The organism is Isoptericola sp. 178 (assembly GCF_030586525.1).
GTDB lineage: Bacteria > Actinomycetota > Actinomycetes > Actinomycetales > Cellulomonadaceae > Isoptericola > Isoptericola sediminis.
Genome location: NZ_JAUQYN010000005.1, coordinates 12,348 through 31,273, shown reverse-complemented (window position 1 = coordinate 31,273; position 18,926 = coordinate 12,348). Strand labels below are relative to the sequence as shown.

Genomic DNA, 18,926 nt, shown 5'->3' with positions numbered 1-18,926 from the left:
CTCAGGCGGGGGCGCGGACCACCAGCGTCCCGGGCTCCACCCAGGTCTCGATCTGGATGGCCCGGCCCAGGACCTCGCCGTCGGCCTGCGCCTGCTCGCCGTCCTCCACCCGGATGGTGGCTCGCCGGGCCTTGACGTGGTCGATGCGCCCGATCTTGGCCGGCAGGTCGTTCTGCACCCCCATGCCCTGGGCGACGACCTCCCCGAACAGCTGTGCCCAGCCCGCCAGCCCGGCCCGGGTGTCGATCGCCGCGACGTCGAGCACGCCGTCGTCCAGCGAGGCGTCGGGCAGCAGGTTGATGCCACCGGGCAACCGGCCGCAGTTGCCGACCATGATGCTGCGCAGCCGCGTCTCCACCGGCTCCTCGTCGTCCACGGCGATGCGCGTGGCCATGCGTCGCCCGTGCAGGTGGCGGGCGCCCGCGAGGAAGTAGGCGACCCAGCCCATCCTGTCCTTGAGCTGGTCGTCGGCGTCGGCCACCATCGCGGCGTCGAAGCCCAGGCCGGCGATGACGAGGAACAGGTGCGCGGTGTCGTCGTCGTCCTCCTCGTCCGGCGGCCGTTCCGTGACGCGGATGCGACCGACGTCGATGGAGCGGTCGACGCCCCCGAGGATGACGGCGAGCGCCTCCTGGGTGTCCGTCAGGGGCAGGTCGAGGTTGCGGGCCAGGAGGTTCCCGGTGCCGGCGGGGAGGATCCCCATCGGGACCTCCGTGCCGAGCATGCCTTCCGCGACGGCGCGCACGGTGCCGTCGCCGCCGGCCGCGACGACGACGTCCGCCCCGTCGCGCACGGCCTCGCGGGCCTGCCCGGTGCCCGGGTCCTCGACGGTCGTCTCGTAGAAGCGGGGCGCGGGCAGCGCGGCCTCGCCGGCCAGGCGGCGCACCGTCTCGATGGCCCGCCGGGTGCTCGCCTTGGACGGGTTGACCACGACGGCGAGCTGCGGACGCTGCGGGCGGGCGTCGGCGTCGGCGTCACCCCGTGACGGAGACGGGGTGGGACGGCGGCTGCGCCGGAGCACGACCAGCGCGACCACGAGGGCGGACAGGCCGACGACCAACGCGACGACCCCGACGAGGAGTTCCCAGGGCATGACCGAAAGATAGGACTGATCCCCCAGGACTGCACGACGGCGACCCCGCGACGGGGGCGCGTCCCGGTCCGGGACCGGCGACGGCCGACGCCCGGGAGCGGCCGCGCGCGCGGCCGTTAGGCTTGCGGGCGTGATCGACATCCGTCTCCTGCGCGACAACCCCGACGCCGTCCGCGCGAGCCAGCGAGCCCGCGGCGAGGACGAGCACCTCGTGGACACGGCACTGGCCGCCGAGGCCCGCCGCCGTTCCGCCCTGGCGGAGTTCGAGTCCCGCCGGGCCGAGCAGAAGGCGATGGGCAAGCAGGTCGCCCGGGCGAGCGGCGAGGAGAAGGCCGCACTGATCGGGCGGACCCAGCAGCTCGCCCAGGAGGTCAAGGACCACCAGGCCGCCGCGAACGAGGCGGAGGCCGAGCTGGACGAGCTGCTGTTCCGCATCCCGAACGTCGTCGAGGGCGCCCCGGCCGGCGGCGAGGAGGACTTCGTCACCCTCTCCACGGTGGGCACCCCGCGCGACTTCGCCGCCGAGGGCTTCGAGCCGCGCGACCACCTCGACCTCGGCGAGGGCCTGGGCGCGATCGACACCCAGCGGGGCGCGAAGGTCTCCGGGTCGCGGTTCTACTTCCTCACCGGCGTCGGCGCGCGGCTCGAGCTCGCCATCCTGCAGGCGGCCATGGACAAGGCGCTCGCCGAGGGCTTCACCCCGATGATCACGCCCACCCTCGTCACCCCGGAGACGATGCGCGGCACCGGGTTCCTCGGGGAGCACTCCGACGAGGTCTACCGCCTCGAGCGCGACGACCTGTACCTCGTCGGGACCTCGGAGGTGGCGCTCGCGGGCTACCACGGCGACGAGATCATCGACCTGTCGGACGGCCCGAAGCGCTACGCCGGCTGGAGCGCCTGCTACCGCCGCGAGGCGGGTTCGCACGGCAAGGACGTGCGCGGCATCATCCGCGTCCACCAGTTCCACAAGGTGGAGATGTTCAGCTACTGCTCCGTGGACGACGCCGAGGCCGAGCACCAGCGCCTGCTCGCCTGGGAGGAGGCCATGATGGCCGCCGTCGAGCTGCCGTACCGGGTGATCGACACGGCGGCCGGCGACCTCGGCACCAGCGCGGCCCGCAAGTTCGACTGCGAGGCGTGGCTCCCCACCCAGCAGCGCTACCTCGAGCTGACCTCGACGTCGAACTGCACGACGTTCCAGGCGCGGCGCCTCAACGTGCGCGAACGCGTCGAGCACGGCACCCGGACCGTGGCCACCCTCAACGGCACGCTGGGCACCACCCGGTGGATCGTCGCGATCCTGGAGAACCACCAGCAGCCGGACGGCTCGGTGCACGTCCCCGCGGGTCTGCGTCCCTACCTGGGCGGCCTCGAGGTGCTCGAGCCGGTGCGCTGAGATGTCCCGCACCCTGCCGCCGGACGGGCCGATGCTGGTCGCCCTCGACATCGACGGCACGCTGCTGTCCTACGACGGCGACCTGACCGACGCCGTCCGCGAGGCCGTGGGCGCCGTGCGCGACGCGGGGCACGAGGTGGTGCTCGCCTCGGGCCGGTCGTTGCTGGCCATGCTGCCGGTCGCGTCCGCGCTGGGGATCGCGACCGGGTGGATGGTGTGCTCCAACGGGGCGGTCACGGTGCGGCTGGACCCGTCGGCGCCCGACGGGTGGGTCACCGAGGACGTCGTGACGTTCGACCCGGAGCCGGCGCTGCGCCTCCTGGGGGAGCAGCTCCCCGACGCCCGGTACGCGGTGGAGGACCTCGGCGTCGGCTTCCGGATGACGGAGCACTTCCCGGACGGCGAGCTGGAGGGCGAGCACGTCATCGTCCCGATGGAGGACCTGTGGTCCTCCGAGGTCACCCGCGTCATCGTGCGGCGACCCGACTCGACCTCGGGGCACTTCCACGAGCTGGTCGAGCACCTGGGCCTCGAGGACGTCACCTATGCCGTCGGGTGGAGCGCCTGGATGGACCTCGCGCCGCTCGGGGTCTCGAAGGCGACGGCGCTGGAGCAGGTGCGGCGACGGCGGCACCTGCAGCCGCACCGCACGGTGGCGGTCGGCGACGGGCACAACGACCTGGAGATGCTGCGCTGGGCGGCCCGCGGCGTGGCGATGGGGCACGCGGACGAGACGGTGCGGGCGGCCGCCGACGAGGTGACCGGCCCGATCGACGACGACGGCGCGGTCACCGTCCTGCGCTCGCTCCTCGAGGCGCCGTAGGCCCCGACCGGAGCGTCCCGGGTCGGGCCGTCGGGGGACGGTGCCGACCCGGTCGAGGGCTCAGTCGCGCGCGGTGAGGACCAGCGGGCCGTCGGCGGTGATCGCGATGGTGTGCTCGCTGTGCGCCCCGCGCGAGCCGTCCACCGACCGCAGGGTCCAGCCGTCCTCGTCCGTGTAGATCTCGTCGGTGGTCTCGAGGAACCACGGCTCGATGGCGATGACCAGGCCCGGGCGCAGCGGGAACCCGCGTCCTGCGCGGCCGTCGTTGGGCACGTGCGGGTCGCCGTGCATGGTGCGCCCGACGCCGTGGCCGCCGAAGTCGGTGTTGATCGAGTACCCGGCCTCGCGCGCGACGGCGGCGATCGCGGCGGAGATGTCGCCGATCTTCTTCCCGGGCTGCGCGGCGGCGATCCCCGCCTCGAGCGCGACCTCGGTGGTGCGGATCAGCTGCGCGTCCGCGGCGGCCCGCTCCGGGGAGGGGGACTCGCCGACGACGAACGACATCGCGGAGTCGGACACCCAGCCGTCCACGGCGACCGCGAAGTCGATGCTGAGCAGGTCACCGTCCACGAGGTCGTAGTCGTGGGGGAGTCCGTGCAGCACGGCGTCGTTGACGGAGGTGCAGATCACCTTGCCGAAGGGGCTGGCACCGAAGGACGGGTGGTAGTCGATGTAGCAGGACTCGGCGCCCTTCTCCTTGATGAGCCGGTGCGCCAGCGCGTCGAGCTCGAGCAGGTTCACGCCGGGCTCGGCCGCCTCGCGCACGGCCTGCAGGGTCTCGGCGACGAAGCGACCGGCGGGACGCATCTCCTCGATCTCACGCGGCGTCCTCAGCTCGATCATGGGGGTCCTTCCGGTCCGGTCCGACGGTGTCGGCTCAAGGGTGTCACACATCCACGAGGGCATGATCGTTACGGCATCGTCATCAAGATGTGCACCGGGTGAGGTTGCACCGGGTGAAACCTTGCGGTCGACTTTCATCAGGGAAGACGTCCTGCGGTCACGTCCGCCGGACGGTCCCGACCGGAGTCGTCCGACGGTGGACGGCCGCCGGCTGACCGCACGACGGAGTGGAGAGTCTGATGACACGAAGGACCATGGCGAGCAATCGCCGACGACTGGCGGTCGTGGCCGGTGGTGCCGGCCTCGCCCTGGTGCTGGCCGCCTGTGGAGGCGGCGGGGACGACGACACCTCTGACGGCGGCGGTGACAGCGGCGGCGGGACCGCCGAGGACATCGACTGCGCCGCGTACGACGAGTTCGGCGACCTCGAGGGCACGAGCGTCAGCATCTACACCTCGATCGTCGAGCCCGAGCAGACCCAGCAGGAGATGTCCTACGACGCGTTCGAGGAGTGCACCGGCGTCACGGTGAACTACGAGGGCTCGCGCGAGTTCGAGGCGCAGCTGCTCGTCCGGATCCAGGCCGGCAACACCCCGGACATCGCCTACATGCCGCAGCCCGGCCTGCTGAACACGATCGTGTCCGACTACCCCGACGCGGTGGTGGAGGCTCCCGAGGCCACGGTGGCCAACGTCGACGAGTACTTCAGCGAGGACTGGAAGGAGTACGGCTCGGTCGACGGCACCTTCTACGCCGCCCCGTTGGGGGCGAACGCGAAGTCGTTCGTCTGGTACAACCCGGCGGCGTTCGCCGACGCCGGCTACGAGATCCCGGAGACCTGGGACGAGCTGCTGGAGCTCAGCGAGACCATCGCCACCGAGCAGGAGGTCCTGCCGTGGTGCGTGGGCTTCGAGTCCGGTGACGCCACCGGCTGGCCCGGGACCGACTGGATCGAGGACGTCGTGCTCCGCACGGCCGGCCCCGAGGTCTACGACCAGTGGTACAAGCACGAGATCCCGTTCAACGACCCGCAGATCGTCGACGCGTTCGACGAGGCCGGGCAGATCCTCAAGAACCCGGACTACGTCAACGCCGGTCTGGGCGGGGTCGACTCGATCGCCACGACGGCCTGGGACCAGGCCGGGACGGGCGTCCTGGACGGCACCTGCTGGATGTACCGCATGGCCAACTTCTACGCCACGCAGTGGCCGGAGGGCACCGAGGTCGGGTCCGACGGTGACGTCTACGCGTTCTACCTGCCCGGTGACGGCGAGAGCCAGCCGATGCTGGGTGGCGGGGAGTTCGTGCTCGCGTTCGACGACCGCCCCGAGGTCCAGGCGTTCCAGACCTACCTCGCCAGCGCGGACTGGGCGAACCAGAAGGCCATCGCCACGCCCGAGGGCGGCTGGATCAGCGCCAACAACGGCCTGGACGTGAACAACCTCGCCACGGAGTTCGACCAGGACGCCGCCGCGATCCTCGCGGACGAGGAGACGGTGTTCCGGTTCGACGGTTCGGACCTCATGCCCGGTGAGGTCGGTGCCGGGACCTTCTGGACCGGCATGGTCAACTGGGTGACCGGTTCCTCGACCCAGGAGGTCACCGACCAGATCGAGAACAGCTGGCCGTGACACCCGCGGACCGGGTCCGCCGACACCTCGTCGGCGGGCCCGGTCCGTCCTACGCCGTGAGGAGTTAATTGTCGTGGACTGGTTGCTGAATCCTGACACGGTCACCGAGAAGTTCATCGTCATGGGCATCGGCATCGCGCTGTTCGTCGCGGTGATGAGCCTGATCCTGTTCCTCGTCGACCGGCCGAAGCGCATCCCGTCGTGGGTGGTCGCCATCGGCTTCGTCGGCCCCGCCCTGCTGCTCATCGCCTACGGTCTGCTCCGACCCGGGCTGGAGACGCTGTACAACTCGTTCTTCAACCGCACCACCACGGAGTTCGTCGGCTTCGACAACTACGTCACGATGCTCACCGGAGCGCAGTTCCAGAAGGTGCTCGTGGTGACCGCGGCCTGGGTGGTCCTGGCCCCCCTGGTCAGCACGCTCATCGGGCTGATCTACGCCGTGCTCGTCGACCGGGCGCGTTTCGAGAAGATCGCCAAGACGCTCATCTTCATCCCGATGGCGATCTCGATGGTCGGCGCCTCGATCATCTGGGGCTTCGTCTACGAGTTCCGGCCCGACCAGCCGGGCATCGAGCAGATCGGTCTGCTCAACCAGCTGCTGGTCTGGATCGGGCTGCCACCCCAGCAGTTCCTCATCGGCGAGCCGTGGAACACCGGGTTCCTCATCGTCGTGATGATCTGGATCCAGACCGGTTTCGCCATGACGGTGCTCGCCGCGGCCATCAAGGCCATCCCGGACGACATCGTCGAGGCAGCCCGCCTGGACGGCCTGCACGGTCTGGGGATGTTCCGCTACATCACCGTGCCGAGCATCCGCCCGGCGCTCGTCGTCGTGCTGACCACGATCGCCATGACGACGCTCAAGGCGTTCGACATCGTCCGCACCATGACCGGTGGCCAGTTCGGCACGCAGATCATCGCGAACGAGTTCTACACGCAGGCGTTCCGCCAGAACAACCAGGGTCTGGCCGCGGCGCTCGCCGTGGTGCTGTTCATCCTGGTCGTCCCGATCGTCGCCTACAACGTGCGGCAGATGCGCAGGTCGGAGGAGATTCGATGAGTACGACGCCGCCCGTCCCCACGACGAACCCCGAGACGGAGGACACCGCTCCGGTCAAGGAGCGCAAGCTCACCCGCCTCGAGAAGCGGGCCATCGCCACCAAGGGCCGCCTGACCTCGCCATGGGCGTCCCTGACCGCGGTGATCCTGGCGATCCTGTGGACCATCCCCACCGTCGGCCTGCTCGTGACGTCGTTCCGGCCGGAGATCGACATCCGCCGCAGCGGCTGGTGGACGGTCATCCCCGGCATGTTCACGGGCGAGACGGAGTTCACGCTCGACAACTACGACCAGGCGCTCTACGGCAGCGGGACCGGCCTGTCGGAGGTGTTCATCAACACCTTCGTCATCACGATCCCGGCGGTGATCATCCCGATCACCGTCGCGCTGCTGGCGGCCTACGGCTTCGCGTGGATCGACTTCCCCGGCCGCAACCTGCTGTTCGTGGCGGTCTTCGCGCTGCAGGTGGTGCCCATCCAGGTCACCCTCGTGCCGCTGCTGACCAACTACAACAACTGGGGCATGGCGGGCTCGTTCTGGGCCGTGTGGTTGTCGCACTCGATCTTCGCCCTGCCGCTGGCGGTGTTCCTGCTGCACAACTTCATGAAGGACATCCCACGGTCGCTCGTCGAGGCGGCCCGCGTCGACGGGGCGGGGCACGTGAAGATCTTCTTCCGCGTGCTGTTCCCGCTGCTGGTCCCGGCCATCGCGGCGTTCGGGATCTTCCAGTTCCTCTGGGTCTGGAACGACCTGCTCGTCGGTCTGACCTTCGCGGCGCCGGAGTACCGGCCGCTGACGGTGGCGGTGGCCGAGCTCGCGGGTACCCGTGGCGGTGACTGGCACATCCTCACCGCCGGCGCGTTCATCTCGATGATCGTGCCGCTGATCGTGTTCCTGCTGCTCCAGCGCTACTTCGTGCGCGGGATGCTGGCGGGGGCGGTGAAGGGGTAGTCCCCTCCACCCGCCGTCCTGTCCCGCGGCTCACAGCGGTGTGAGCCGCGGGACGGTGGCGGTGGTCAGGCCTGGGCGGACTCGGTCCCCGCGGCGGCCGTCGGAGCGGTGTCCGGGGCGACGGCGGCCTTCGGGTCGGGGCCGAAGCGGTTCGCGCCCGGGGTGCCGACCTGGACCGTGAAGACGAGCAGGACGATCCAGCCCACGAACGGCACGAGGCCGATGAACCACCAGAGCCCGCTGCGGTCGGTGTCGTGCAGACGTCGCACGGTCACGGCGAGGCTCGGCAGGAGGACCGCCAGGCTGAGGATGATCGAGAGCCCGTAGGTCGGGCCGTAGACGGGCAGCATCGTCTGCGGGTCGATGGAGATCCCGCCGGTCGCCAGGACGACGGAGTTGACGACGATGCTCAGCAGGACCGTGAACAGGGCCCACCACCAGAACTCGGAGCGACGGGCGCGCCCGGAGAAGGTCGCGTACTTGCTGAGGACGGTCGTGACGGCGGTGCCGAATCCCATGATGTGCCTCTCGTGATGGTGATCGTCGCCACCCTGCGCGGCGACGCGTGCCGAACCTAGGGCACCCTTCACGGGAAGACCAGACACTTCGCAGAAAAGCGGCACACCGGATGCCCGGCCTGGTCGCGGCCCCGGGGCGGCGGCGCGCTCGCCGTCGGGCGGCACCGGCGACCGGCGCCGCGTAGGCTCCCCGCGTGCCCGACGCGACCTCTCCCGCCCGGCCCGGCCCACCGCCGTCGGCCGCCCGTGGCGCCGCCGACCGTGTCCCGGCGCCGCTGCTCTTCGTCGCCTCCGGGCTGACGCTCTACCTCGGGGCGGCGGTCGCCGTCGGGCTCTTCGGCACCCTCGGGGCGCCCACCGTGAGCTGGTGGCGCATCCTGCTGGCCGCTGTCGTGCTCGTCGCCTGGCGGCGTCCCTGGCGGCGTCGTTGGACGCGGCAGGACCTGGTGGGCGCCGGGCTCTTCGGGGTGGCGCTGGCGGCGATGAACATCGTGTTCTACGTCGCGATCGACCACCTGCCGCTCGGGGTCGCCGTCGCCATCGAGTTCACCGGGCCGATCGCCGTCGCCGCGATCACCGGGCGGGGGTGGCGCGAGCGCGGCGCGATCGTCGTCGCCGCGGCCGGGGTCGTCCTGCTCGCCGGTGTCACGCTGGAGGGCGACATGGCCCGCGGGGACGCGATCGTCGGCCTGGTCGCCGTGCTCGGTGCCGCGGCCTGCTGGGCCGGCTACATCGTGCTCGGCAAGCGGGTGGCCGGCGGCGGTGCGGGCATCGACGGGCTGGCCGTCGGCATGGTCACCGGGGCTGTCGTGTTCGCGCCGTTCTTCGCGACGTCGGTGACCACCGTGGTGCCGGACCTGCGGCTCCTCGGCTTCCTGCTCGTGGTCGCGGTGTGCTCCTCGGTCGTGCCCTACGTCCTCGACCAGCTCGTGCTGCGGCGGATCGGTACGGCGACGTTCTCGGTGCTGCTCGCCCTGCTGCCCGCCACTGCCACGGTCGTGGGCGCGGTCGTGCTCGGCCAGCTCCCGAGCTGGCCCGAGATCGCCGGTCTCGTGCTCGTCTCCGGTGCCATCGCCATGACGGCGACCGGCCGGGAGTAGGTCAGAGGTACTGCCCGGGCGAGGCGGCGGCGTCGCCGTCCTCCGGGCCGCTGCCCGGCATGCCGGGCCGTGCGCCACGCGGGAGCTGACGCCGCATCTGGTCGAGGGCCTGGTGCGCCTCCATCTGCTGGGCCACCAGCGCGGTCTGGATGCCGTGGAACAGGCCCTCGAGCCACCCGACGAGCTGGGCCTGGGCCACCCGCAGCTCGGCGTCCGACGGCGGCTCGTGGTCCGTCAGCGGCAGCGTGATGCGGTGCAGCTCGGCGACCAGGTCCTCGGAGAGCCCGTCCTCGAGCTCGGTCAGCGACCGCTCGTGGATCTCGGCGAGCCGTTCCCGTGCCGCGGCGTCCAGCGGGGCCGCACGGGCCTCGTCGAGGAGCTTCTTGACCATGCTCCCGATCCGCATGACCTTCGCCGGCTCCTCGATGCGCGACCTCTCCGGCCCGGGGGGCCGCGTGCTCGCGACGTCGGGCGCGGTCTCCTCGCCGGGCTGCTCGTCCGTCATGCCCCCCAGTCTGCCGTGCCGGGCCGCTCGCGTCAGGGCAGCAGCAGCACCTTGCCGAAGGCCTCGCCGGACTCGAGCATGCCGAGGGCGCTCTCGGCCTCGTCGAAGGGGAGCCTCGCGTGGACCACGGGGCGGATCAGGCCCCGCTCCACGAGCGGCCACACGTGCTCGGTCACGGCCGCGACGATCTCGGCCTTCTCCTCGGGGGTGCGGGACCGCAGCAGCGTCCCGGTGACGACGGCCCGCTTGGCCATGAGCCGGGCGAGGTCGAGCTCTCCGGTGCGGCCCTGCTGCAGGCCGATGACGACCAGCCGGCCGCCGGGGGCGAGGGCGCGGACGTTGTCTCCCAGGGCACCGCCGCCGAGCACGTCGAGCACGACGTCGGCGCCGCGACCGTCGGTGGCGCCGCGCACGGCGTCGACCACGTCCTCGCTGCGGTGGTCGACGACGACGTCGGCGCCGAGCTCGCGGCAGCGCGCGGTGCGGTCGGGGCCGCCGGCGGTCGCCACGACGCGGGCGCCGAGCGCGCGGCCGAGCTGGATCGCGACGCTCCCCACGCCCCCCGACCCGCCGAGCACCAGGAGCGTCTCGCCGGCCCGCAGGTGGCCGGTGTCCACGAGGTTCGTCCAGGCGGTGCAGACGGCCTCGGGCAGAGCGGCCGCGTCGACGAGGTCGACGCCCTCGGGGAGGGGCAGCGTCTGGCCGGCCCGCACCACGACCTGCTCGGCATAGCCGCCGCCGTCGAGCAGCGCCACCACCTCGTCGCCGACACGCCGGTCCGACACGCCAGGCCCGAGTCGGTTCACCGTGCCGGAGATCTCGAGTCCGGGCCACGCGGGGGCCCCGGGTGGCGGCGGGTAGAGGCCGGCCCGTTGGAGGAGGTCAGCCCGGTTGACACCGGCGGCGGCGACGTCGACTACGATCTCCCCGTCGCCCGGCTCCCGGAGCTCGACGTGACTCGTGGTGAGTTTCCCTGAGGGCCCATCGCCCGATATCGTGACGGCTCGCACACCGACGAAGACTACTCGCGCGCGGCGCCGAGCGTGGGGAGATGTCCCAGCGGGCAGGCGACGAGAAGCCGGAGGATCGGGGAGGTTCGACCCCGCCGACCTCGAACGATAAGTGATGGAGAGAGGTCCACATGCTCCGCAGGTTGGGCGTTCGCGGGAAGATCCTTGCGACACTCGCCGTGCCGATCTTCGTCCTGGTCGTGGCGGCCGCCTACATCTCCTGGGGGGCCCTGCAGGACGCCGTCCGCGCGGACCAGACGTCCCAGCTCGCCGACAGCCTCCAGGTGCAGGACGCCGCGGGAACCGCGGTCGCGACCGAGCGGGCGCTGGCCATCGCCGTGCTCAACGGCGACGAGGAGCGACGGGAGCAGCTCGCCTCGGCCCAGGCCGAGAGCGACGCCGCGGTCGACGCCCGTGACGCCGAGCTGCGCAGCATCGAGACGGACGCGCTGAGCGTCAACGTCCAGAACGCGATCCAGACGACCCTCGACGACCGCCGCGTGCTCGACGAGCTGCAGCGCAAGGTTCTCGCGGGGCAGGTCACCGAGGCCGCCGCGGCCGACCAGTACACCGACATCATCGAGCGCGCGTTGGACGTCCCGCGGTCCGTCTCGGCCGCGTCGACGAACGGCGGCCTGTCCGAGCTGCTCAACGCCTACGTCGCGATGGACGAGCTCATGCTCGCCAAGACGGTCGAGCGGCCGATCGTGGCCCTGGCCCTGGCCGACGCCACCCGTGCCGCGCAGTCCGGCGGTGACCGCGACGCGGAGCTGGCGGCCCGCATGGTCAACGCCCTCGAGACGACCAACGAGCTGCACGCGGCGGCGAAGGAGCAGGCCGAGCGGCTCGGGCTCGACATCACCGTCCCGGAGTTCTCGGACGAGCTCGACGCGCTGCGCTTCCCGCTGCGGTACCAGAACTTCTCCGGCATCGACCGGTCGGCCGCCTCCCAGTGGGGCGAGCTGTCCGACGCCTGGGTCGACTCGATGCGTCCCGTGCGTGACGACGTCCGTGACGAGACCGTGAGCTACGCCTCCGACGCCTCGGACGACTCCCAGAACCAGGCGATCGGCACGATCGCCGCGACGTTCGGCATCGTGCTGATCTCGCTGATCATCGCGCTGATCATCGCCCGCCGGATCGTCAACCCGCTCCGTCGCCTCACGGCCGCCACCGCCGACGTGCGCGACCGCCTGCCGCAGATGGTCGAGCAGATGGCGGTGCCGGGTCAGGCGCCGGAGATGAACGCGGTGCAGATCCCCATCGAGTCCTCGGACGAGGTCGGGCGCCTGGCGACCGCGTTCAACGAGGTCAACGCCACGACGATCGAGGTCGCCCGGGAGCAGGCCGCCCTGCGTGGCTCCATCGCCGAGATGTTCGTCAACGTCGCGCGTCGCGACCAGGTCCTGCTGAACCGCCAGCTCGCGTTCCTCGACGAGCTCGAGCGGTCCGAGGAGGACCCGGGGACGCTGTCCAACCTGTTCCGGCTCGACCACCTCGCGACCCGTATGCGCCGCAACGCCGAGTCGCTGCTGGTCCTGGCCGGTATCGACTCCGGTCGTCGCGTGCGCACACCGATGCCGGTCTCGGACGTCATCCGCACGGCCTCCTCGGAGATCGAGCTGTACGACCGGGTGCGGCTGAACCTGCAGGCCGACCCGCACATGCTGGGCCACAACGCGCTGAACGCCGCGCACCTGCTGGCCGAGCTGCTGGAGAACGCGACGATGTTCTCCGAGCCGCACACGGCGGTCGAGGTCACCGCGGCGCGCGAGGCCCACGGGGTCGTCGTGACCGTCCACGACCAGGGCCTGGGTATGTCCCCGGCGGAGATCGCCGACGCCAACGCGAAGGTCTCCTCCTCGACGCCCTCGGACGCGGTCGGTGCCCAGCGACTGGGCATGTTCGTGGTCAGCCGCCTGGCCCAGCGTCTGCAGGCCCGGGTGGAGTTCGCCACGGGCCGCGACGGCCGGGGCACGGTCGCCACCGTGACCTTCCCCGACGAGCTGTTCGTCGCGGACGAGGCGATGCCGCTGCCGCAGCCGACGGACCCGCTCGAGGCCGCGACCCAGCGCTCCGCCGCCCAGCTGACGAGCCCGCAGGCCGAGGCCCCGGTGTCGCAGAGCGAGCCCTCGACGGTTCCGGCGCCCGGCAGCGACCAGCCGACCGAGGCCCCTCCGGCCCCGTCGCCGGCGCCCGCACCGGTCGAGCCCGCGCCCGCCCCGCGCGAGCCCGTCGCGTCGCACCACCTCGCCCCGGAGCCGCCGGAGGCCGAGCCCGTCGACCTCGACGCCCTGATGGACGGCACGACCCGCGCCGGGATGCCCCGTCGCCGCCGCTCGGAGACGACCACGCCTCCGACCGAGTCGATCGTGCTGCCGCCGCTGGAGACCCCGCAGCTCGACGAGACGGACTCCTCGGACGGGGAGTGGGCGCCGCCGACGGACGTCCAGCCGGCAGCGGCGTCCCTGCCGAGCCGGCGTCGGGCGGCCTCGATGCCGAGCGAGCCCGCGCCGCACTCCGGCGCGATCGCGCTGCCCCAGGCGGCCGAGCCGACCGCCGAGCCCGTCGAGCCCCAGGCACGGACGGGGCTGTTCTCGAGCTTCCGGACGATGGACAACCTCGCCGAGAGCACCCTGCAGCTCGACGCCGTCACCGACGACCCGGCGAACGTCCCGGACCTGACGGACGCGACGTCGGAGTCCGCTCCGCCCGCGCCCGCCCCGGCGGCGAACGCGGCCTCGACCGCCTCGGCGCCCGCGCCGGCACCGCGCACCGAGCCCGCTCCGGCGGCGAACGCGGCGTCGTCGGCCTCGGCCCCGGCTCCGCAGCCGGCTCCGGCTCCGGCTCCGCAGCCTGCGCCCGCTCCGACGCCGCGACGCGAGTCCGCGGCGCCGGCCCCCGTTCCGGCGGCGGACCCGGCGTCGGCGACCTCGGCTCCCTACCAGGCTCCCGCGAGCTCGGCCCCGGCCTACGAACCGATGGTCCCCGCCCCGGCAGCACCGGTGCCGCAGCGGACGCAGCAGCCGGTCGAGCGGCCGGAGCAGCCGGCCGAGCGTCCGCAGCAGCCCGTCGACCGGACGCCGGTCGAGGACGCGCCGACGCCTTCGCGCACCGCGTCCTCGGCGAACGGCACGGACCGCACCGAGGAGTCGACCTCGTTCTCGGCCCTGCCGGCGTTCGAGGAGCTCATGTCCGACCTGCCGACCCGGCGGACCGAAGGTTCCTCCGGTGCCGGGCACCGCAAGCGTGGTCTGTTCGGGCGCAAGCCCGCCGCGGCCGAGACGGCCGGCGCGAGCGGGACGTCCGGTCAGGACGGGGCCGTGCCGCAGCAGGTCGGGTCGGGCGACGACCCGCTCACCGCTCCGACGGCGGACTCCTCGTCCACGCCGTGGGCCGCGTCGAGCCCGTCGCGCACCCCGGCGCCGGCCGAACCCGCGGCACCGGCTAGCGGGCACGAGACCTCGGCGCCCGTGCCGGCACCTCGTCCCGACGAGCTGCCGATGCCGTCCGCCGCTCCGACCGGCCGCACGACGTGGCCGACCGGATCCTCGACGGAGGCGGGACGCTGGACGGGTCCGCAGCAGTCGACGGAGTCGACGGCGTCGTCGCAGCCCGCCCCGACGCCCGAGCCCGAGCAGGTGGCCCGGGAGGAGCGTCCGGCGCGGACCTCCTACGGCGAGTCCGTCCTTCCGCTGCGATCCACCGAGACCTCCGACGTCGACCCGTACGACTCGAGCGATGTCGCCGACACGGTCGAGGCGCGTTCGGAATGGATGGCGTCGGCCGTGCTGTACGAGGAGATGTCCACGCTGATGCAGCGCGGCATCTTCCAGGAAGAGAACGTGACGACCACGAACCAGGAGCAGAGCTATCGGCCCGCGAACATGGCATCGACTGGCAACGGCCTGACGCGCCGCACCCGGCGTGACGAGCCCGTGGAGCCTCCGGAGCGCTTCACCGCCCGCATCGAGCGCGATCCGGAGCAGCTGCGCTCCCGGTTGTCGGCCTTCCAGTCGGCGACCGCGCGTGGCCGGTCGGAGAAGACCGACGACAGGGCCTCGACGAACGGCTCCTGAGCGTGAATGATGTCCAAGGATCGGCCCCGCACCAGCGGTGACCTGCGCAGCAGAGCGCATTTGACGAGGAGGAAGCGTGACCCTCAGTACTGAAGCGACCAACTTCGGGTGGCTTCTCGACAACTTCGTCCGGACCGTGCCGGGCAGCCGCCACACGCTGGTGGTCTCGGCCGACGGTCTCCTCATGGCGATGTCGGACCAGCTCGACCGGACCAGCGGCGACCAGCTCGCGGCCATCGTGTCGGGGATGTCGAGCCTGACCCGCGGCGCCTCGCGCCAGCTCAACGGCGGGAACGTCCGCCAGGCCATCATCGAGATGGACAACGGGTACCTCTTCCTGATGAACGTCTCGAACGGGTCCGTGCTCGCCGTGGTTGCCGACGCGAACTGCGACATCGGGCTCGTGGGGTACGAGATGGCCCTGCTGGTGTCCCGGACCGAGTCGACCCTGACGCCGCAGCTCATCTCGGAGATGCGCGGCGCCCTTCCGGTCGACGGCAACCAGCGCTCCGCACAGGTGGGATGAGGTAAAGCATGACGCACGCACCGTTCGGTTCCCTGGGCGCGCAATCCGCGGACGGCTACGAGGCTGCCACGGTGCGTCCCTATGCGGTCACGGGAGGTCGTGTCCGCTCGTCGATGTCCGATCTACCGCTCGAGGCGCTTGTCGAGGTCATGCCGGGAGCGGTGAGCAGCCACGGTCTGACGCCGGAGAAGCGCGCGATCCTTCAGCACGCCGCGCACACCTACGTGTCGATCGCCGAACTGTCGGCGCTGCTCAAGCTCCCCCTCGGTGTGGTCCGCGTCCTGGTGGCGGACATGCAGGAGGAGGGGCACATCACCGTGCACACCTCGGCCCCCGTGAACGTCCACACGGGCCACGGCAGCAACCACTCGGGACTTTCCCTGAGCGTCTTGGAGAGTGTTCTCAATGGCATTTCCGCCCTCTGACAGTGCGTCGCCCGCAGGCTCGGGCGGGTTCGCTCCCAGCTGGGCGCCGATCTCGCAGCCTGCTGGTGCGATGGGCGCGTCGACAGCAGGTGCCGCACCGTCGGGCGCCGCGATGAGCGGTGGCCCGGTGCGCCAGAGCGTGCTCGGCGGTGGCGCACCGTCGGCGCGCGCGACGTCCGAGCCCCAGGCCTCGACCGCACCCCAGCCGGGTGTGGCCACCGACACTCAGGCCGCCCCGACGGCCCAGGCCCCGGCGCAGAGCTCGAGCGCCGCCCCGGCGGCCCCGCAGCAGGCTCCGGAGGCACAGGAGCAGGCCCCCGCTCCCACGGCTCCCGCCAGGGCGACCGCGCCGGACGGCAGCGCCGCCCCCACCGTCACGAAGATCGTGGTCGCGGGCGGCTTCGCGGTCGGCAAGACGACGTTCATCGGCTCGATCTCGGACGTCGAGCCGCTGAACACCGAGGCCGCGATGACCGAGCACTCCATGGGCGTCGACGACGCGGGCGGGGTCACCGACCGCAAGACGACCACCACCGTGGCGATGGACTTCGGGCGCGTGTCGCTGCCGGGCAACCTCTGGCTCTACCTCTTCGGCACCCCCGGCCAGGACCGCTTCCTCTTCATGTGGGACGACCTCGTCCGCGGCGCCATCGGTGCCGTCGTGCTGGTGGACACCGACCGTCTCGAGCAGTGCTTCCCCGCGATCGACTACTTCGAGTCGCGCGGCGTCCCGTTCGTCGTCGGCGTCAACTGCTTCGACGGTGTGGCCAAGCACCGCCTCGAGGACGTGCGCGAGGCGCTGCAGATCCCGGCGCACGTGCCGATGCTCTACACGGACGCGCGGTCGCGGGCGGCGACCAAGCAGACGCTGATCTCGCTCGTGCAGCTCGCGATGCGCCAGCTGCGCTCGGGCAGCCAGCCCGGCTGATCTCGACCGACGGCCGGGGACGGTGGCACACCGTCCCCGGCCGTCGTCGTCCCCGGGCAGGGCCCGACTAGACTGTCGGGCCGAGGAGGGCTGACAGAGCGGCCGAATGTGACGGTCTTGAAAACCGTTGTTGCGCAAGCAACCGGGGGTTCGAATCCCCCGCCCTCCGCAGAAGCACGCGGTTCCCCCGTGGACTCCTGGCATTCGACCCGTCGCGGGCGGGCCGAGTGCCAGGGGATGGCCGGGGAAACGCCGTCGGGAGATCCTCTCGCGCCCCCGGGTGGTCGCGAGATGGCGTGGAGGCCCCGTGACTCAGGGCGCTTCGCACCGTTGGTCGAAGAGACTCCAGACCTGGCGCAGCACGCCGTACCCCGCGCGGGATGCCTCCGCGGTCCCACGATCTCTGCACCGGAACTGAACTCCGCCCTGCGGTGGGGCTCGCCGGGCCGACGCCCAGGGGACGGTTCCGTCGCGTGCTGGAAAGGGCCAGCGAGGGTGGGTGGGCCATCCCTGGGCAAGGATCGGCCTGGTCGTCGTCCGCGGGCGGTCGGAGGCTGGACCGCGTACCCACCCCGCTGAGGCTCCTGGCCTCGGCACGACGAACAGGAGCCCTCGTGACCCTCCATGACACGACCAGCCCCGCGGTACTCGAGCAGGTGCAGCGCCGGTCCCCCGACCCGAAGCGGCGCATCCTCTTCACCAACGCCACCATCGTGACCATGGACGCCGGCCACGGCGTCCAGCACGAAGCGGATCTGCTCGTCGAGGGCGACACGATCGCCGCGATTGGGCCAGGCCTGAGCCAGGACGGCGCCGTGATCGTGGATGCTGCCGACACGATCATCACCCCGGGGTTCGTCGATACCCATCGGCACGCCTGGGAGACTCAGCTGCGCCGGATCATGCCGGACGTCGATGATCTCGGCGCGTACGTGATGTCCACCCTCGCGCGCTACGCGACCGTCTTCCGGCCCCATGACATGTACGTGGGCACGCGGTTGGCTGCCCTGACCGCGATCGACAGCGGCATCACGTGCATGCTCGACTTCTCCCACAACTCCCGCACTCCCGAGCACTCCGACGCCGCGGTCGAGGCGCTCGTCGACTCCGGCATCCGTGGGGTGCACGCCTCGATGGGGCCGCACTTCGGTGACTGGGACAAGCAGTGGCCGGGCGACCTGGCCCGTCTGCAGGAGCAGTACTTCTCCTCCGGCGACCAGCTGCTGACGCTGCGCCTCGCAGCCCTGGCCACCGACGAGATCAGCGGACCTGCCCTCGCCTACGGCACCGAGCTCGCCCGCACGGCGCGCGACCTGGGTGTCGGCGTGAGCGTGGACGCCGTCTTCGGTGCCTCCTCGTCACGGGCCGTCCTCAGCTGGGCGAGGGACGGCCTCCTCGGACCGGACCTCACCCTCATCCACGCCACCGGCCTGACGTCCGCTGCGTGGAGGGCGATCGGCGAGAGCGGCACGACCATCGCCCTCGCCCCGACCTCGGACGCTCAGATCGGTCTTGAGACCGCGATTCCCGCCATCGACGAGGCGCTGGCTGTCGGCGTCCGTCCAGGTCTGAGCATCGACGTCGAGGTCGCACTGGCCAGCGACATGTTCACGCAGATGCGGGCGCTGCACGCGATTCAGCGGATGCGTGCGGTCAACGCCGCCTACGGCACCGAACAGCAGCCGGCAAGGATCACCTCGCGTGACGTGCTGGACTTCGCGACCCTCCAGGGAGCCCGCACCAACGGCCTGGCACACGTCACCGGATCGCTCACCCCTGGCAAGAAGGCCGACCTCCTGGTGATCCGCGCCGAGGACCTCAACAACATGCCGCTCAACGACCCGATCGGCACCGTCGTCCTGGGGTCCGATGCCCGCAACATCAGTGCGGTGCTCATCAACGGCGAGCCTCGCAAGTGGGACGGTCAGGTCCTGGGCGTCGATCTGTCCGCCCTGCGCGACGAGGTCCACGCCTCGCGGGAGTACGTGCTGAACACCGTCCCGACCGCCTGAGGGGCGAAGAGAAGAGCGCCG

At 71.8% G+C, this 18,926-nt stretch carries 16 protein-coding genes and 1 tRNA gene; 12 read left to right on the top strand and 5 right to left on the bottom strand.

What is annotated here, in order from left to right; translation table 11 throughout:
* Position 1: 1 nt before the first annotated feature.
* Positions 2–1,093 carry a diacylglycerol kinase family protein gene (locus Q6349_RS14285; RefSeq protein ID WP_304604653.1) on the bottom strand — a complete coding sequence of 364 codons (1,092 nt, stop codon included), beginning with the start codon at positions 1,091–1,093 and terminating at the stop codon, positions 2–4.
* A gap of 130 nt (positions 1,094–1,223) precedes the next feature.
* Between Q6349_RS14285 and serS the strand changes: the two genes are divergently transcribed.
* Entirely contained in the window at positions 1,224–2,492 is a 1,269-nt protein-coding gene (serS, locus tag Q6349_RS14280) for a serine--tRNA ligase (protein WP_304604652.1), read from the top strand.
* A 1-nt stretch (position 2,493) separates the two neighbouring features.
* Positions 2,494–3,315, top strand: coding sequence for an HAD family hydrolase (locus Q6349_RS14275; protein WP_171245902.1), 822 nt, complete (start codon positions 2,494–2,496; stop codon positions 3,313–3,315).
* Positions 3,316–3,375: 60 nt separating this feature from the next.
* Here Q6349_RS14275 and map read toward each other — a convergent pair whose 3' ends face one another.
* On the bottom strand, positions 3,376–4,158 hold the full coding sequence (gene map / locus Q6349_RS14270; protein WP_304604651.1) for a type I methionyl aminopeptidase: 783 nt from the start codon (positions 4,156–4,158) through the stop codon (positions 3,376–3,378).
* 254 nt (positions 4,159–4,412) lie between these two features.
* Here map and Q6349_RS14265 point away from each other — a divergent pair, with 254 nt between their 5' ends.
* The 3 genes from Q6349_RS14265 to Q6349_RS14255 all read left to right on the top strand — a co-directional run bounded on the left by Q6349_RS14265 (position 4,413) and on the right by Q6349_RS14255 (position 7,802).
* Positions 4,413–5,789 carry an ABC transporter substrate-binding protein gene (locus Q6349_RS14265; RefSeq protein WP_304604650.1) on the top strand — a complete coding sequence of 459 codons (1,377 nt, stop codon included), beginning with the start codon at positions 4,413–4,415 and terminating at the stop codon, positions 5,787–5,789.
* Between the two features lie 73 nt (positions 5,790–5,862).
* Positions 5,863–6,852: a carbohydrate ABC transporter permease gene (locus tag Q6349_RS14260; protein WP_304604649.1), complete on the top strand. Its 990-nt coding sequence runs from the start codon at positions 5,863–5,865 to the stop codon at positions 6,850–6,852.
* Positions 6,849–7,802 carry a carbohydrate ABC transporter permease gene (locus Q6349_RS14255; RefSeq protein WP_304604648.1) on the top strand — a complete coding sequence of 318 codons (954 nt, stop codon included), beginning with the start codon at positions 6,849–6,851 and terminating at the stop codon, positions 7,800–7,802. The genes Q6349_RS14260 and Q6349_RS14255 overlap by 4 nt, the downstream gene beginning before the upstream one ends.
* Before the next feature lie 65 nt (positions 7,803–7,867).
* On the opposite strand, the gene Q6349_RS14250 is transcribed toward Q6349_RS14255, so the two are convergent.
* Positions 7,868–8,320 (bottom strand): DUF805 domain-containing protein, encoded by a 453-nt coding sequence (locus Q6349_RS14250; RefSeq protein WP_304604647.1) that lies wholly within the window; start codon positions 8,318–8,320, stop codon positions 7,868–7,870.
* Between the two features lie 194 nt (positions 8,321–8,514).
* Between Q6349_RS14250 and Q6349_RS14245 the strand changes: the two genes are divergently transcribed.
* The gene (locus tag Q6349_RS14245) at positions 8,515–9,420 is read left to right on the top strand and encodes a DMT family transporter (protein WP_304604646.1); all 906 of its coding nucleotides are present in this window, start codon (positions 8,515–8,517) and stop codon (positions 9,418–9,420) included.
* Between the two features lies 1 nt (position 9,421).
* Here the strand turns inward: Q6349_RS14245 and Q6349_RS14240 are convergent, their stop codons facing one another.
* A complete protein-coding gene (locus Q6349_RS14240; RefSeq protein WP_304604645.1) occupies positions 9,422–9,925 on the bottom strand; it encodes a proteasome activator in 504 nt (167 codons plus the stop codon).
* 32 nt (positions 9,926–9,957) lie between these two features.
* The gene (locus Q6349_RS14235) at positions 9,958–10,935 is read right to left on the bottom strand and encodes an NAD(P)H-quinone oxidoreductase (RefSeq protein ID WP_370375624.1); all 978 of its coding nucleotides are present in this window, start codon (positions 10,933–10,935) and stop codon (positions 9,958–9,960) included.
* 179 nt (positions 10,936–11,114) lie between these two features.
* On the opposite strand from Q6349_RS14235, the gene Q6349_RS14230 reads away from it, so the two are divergent.
* From Q6349_RS14230 to Q6349_RS14205, 6 genes are all read left to right on the top strand, one after another.
* Positions 11,115–15,014, top strand: coding sequence for a nitrate- and nitrite sensing domain-containing protein (locus Q6349_RS14230; RefSeq protein WP_304604644.1), 3,900 nt, complete (start codon positions 11,115–11,117; stop codon positions 15,012–15,014).
* A gap of 76 nt (positions 15,015–15,090) precedes the next feature.
* A complete protein-coding gene (locus Q6349_RS14225; RefSeq protein WP_171245893.1) occupies positions 15,091–15,540 on the top strand; it encodes a roadblock/LC7 domain-containing protein in 450 nt (149 codons plus the stop codon).
* 8 nt (positions 15,541–15,548) lie between these two features.
* Entirely contained in the window at positions 15,549–15,965 is a 417-nt protein-coding gene (locus Q6349_RS14220) for a DUF742 domain-containing protein (protein WP_171245892.1), read from the top strand.
* Between the two features lie 382 nt (positions 15,966–16,347).
* Positions 16,348–16,893 (top strand): ATP/GTP-binding protein, encoded by a 546-nt coding sequence (locus Q6349_RS14215; RefSeq protein ID WP_304604792.1) that lies wholly within the window; start codon positions 16,348–16,350, stop codon positions 16,891–16,893.
* Positions 16,894–16,977: 84 nt separating this feature from the next.
* Positions 16,978–17,062: transfer RNA gene (locus Q6349_RS14210), tRNA-Ser, on the top strand.
* A gap of 445 nt (positions 17,063–17,507) precedes the next feature.
* Complete coding sequence (locus tag Q6349_RS14205; RefSeq protein ID WP_304604643.1) at positions 17,508–18,905, top strand: amidohydrolase family protein; 1,398 nt, start codon at positions 17,508–17,510, stop codon at positions 18,903–18,905.
* Positions 18,906–18,926 lie beyond the last annotated feature (21 nt).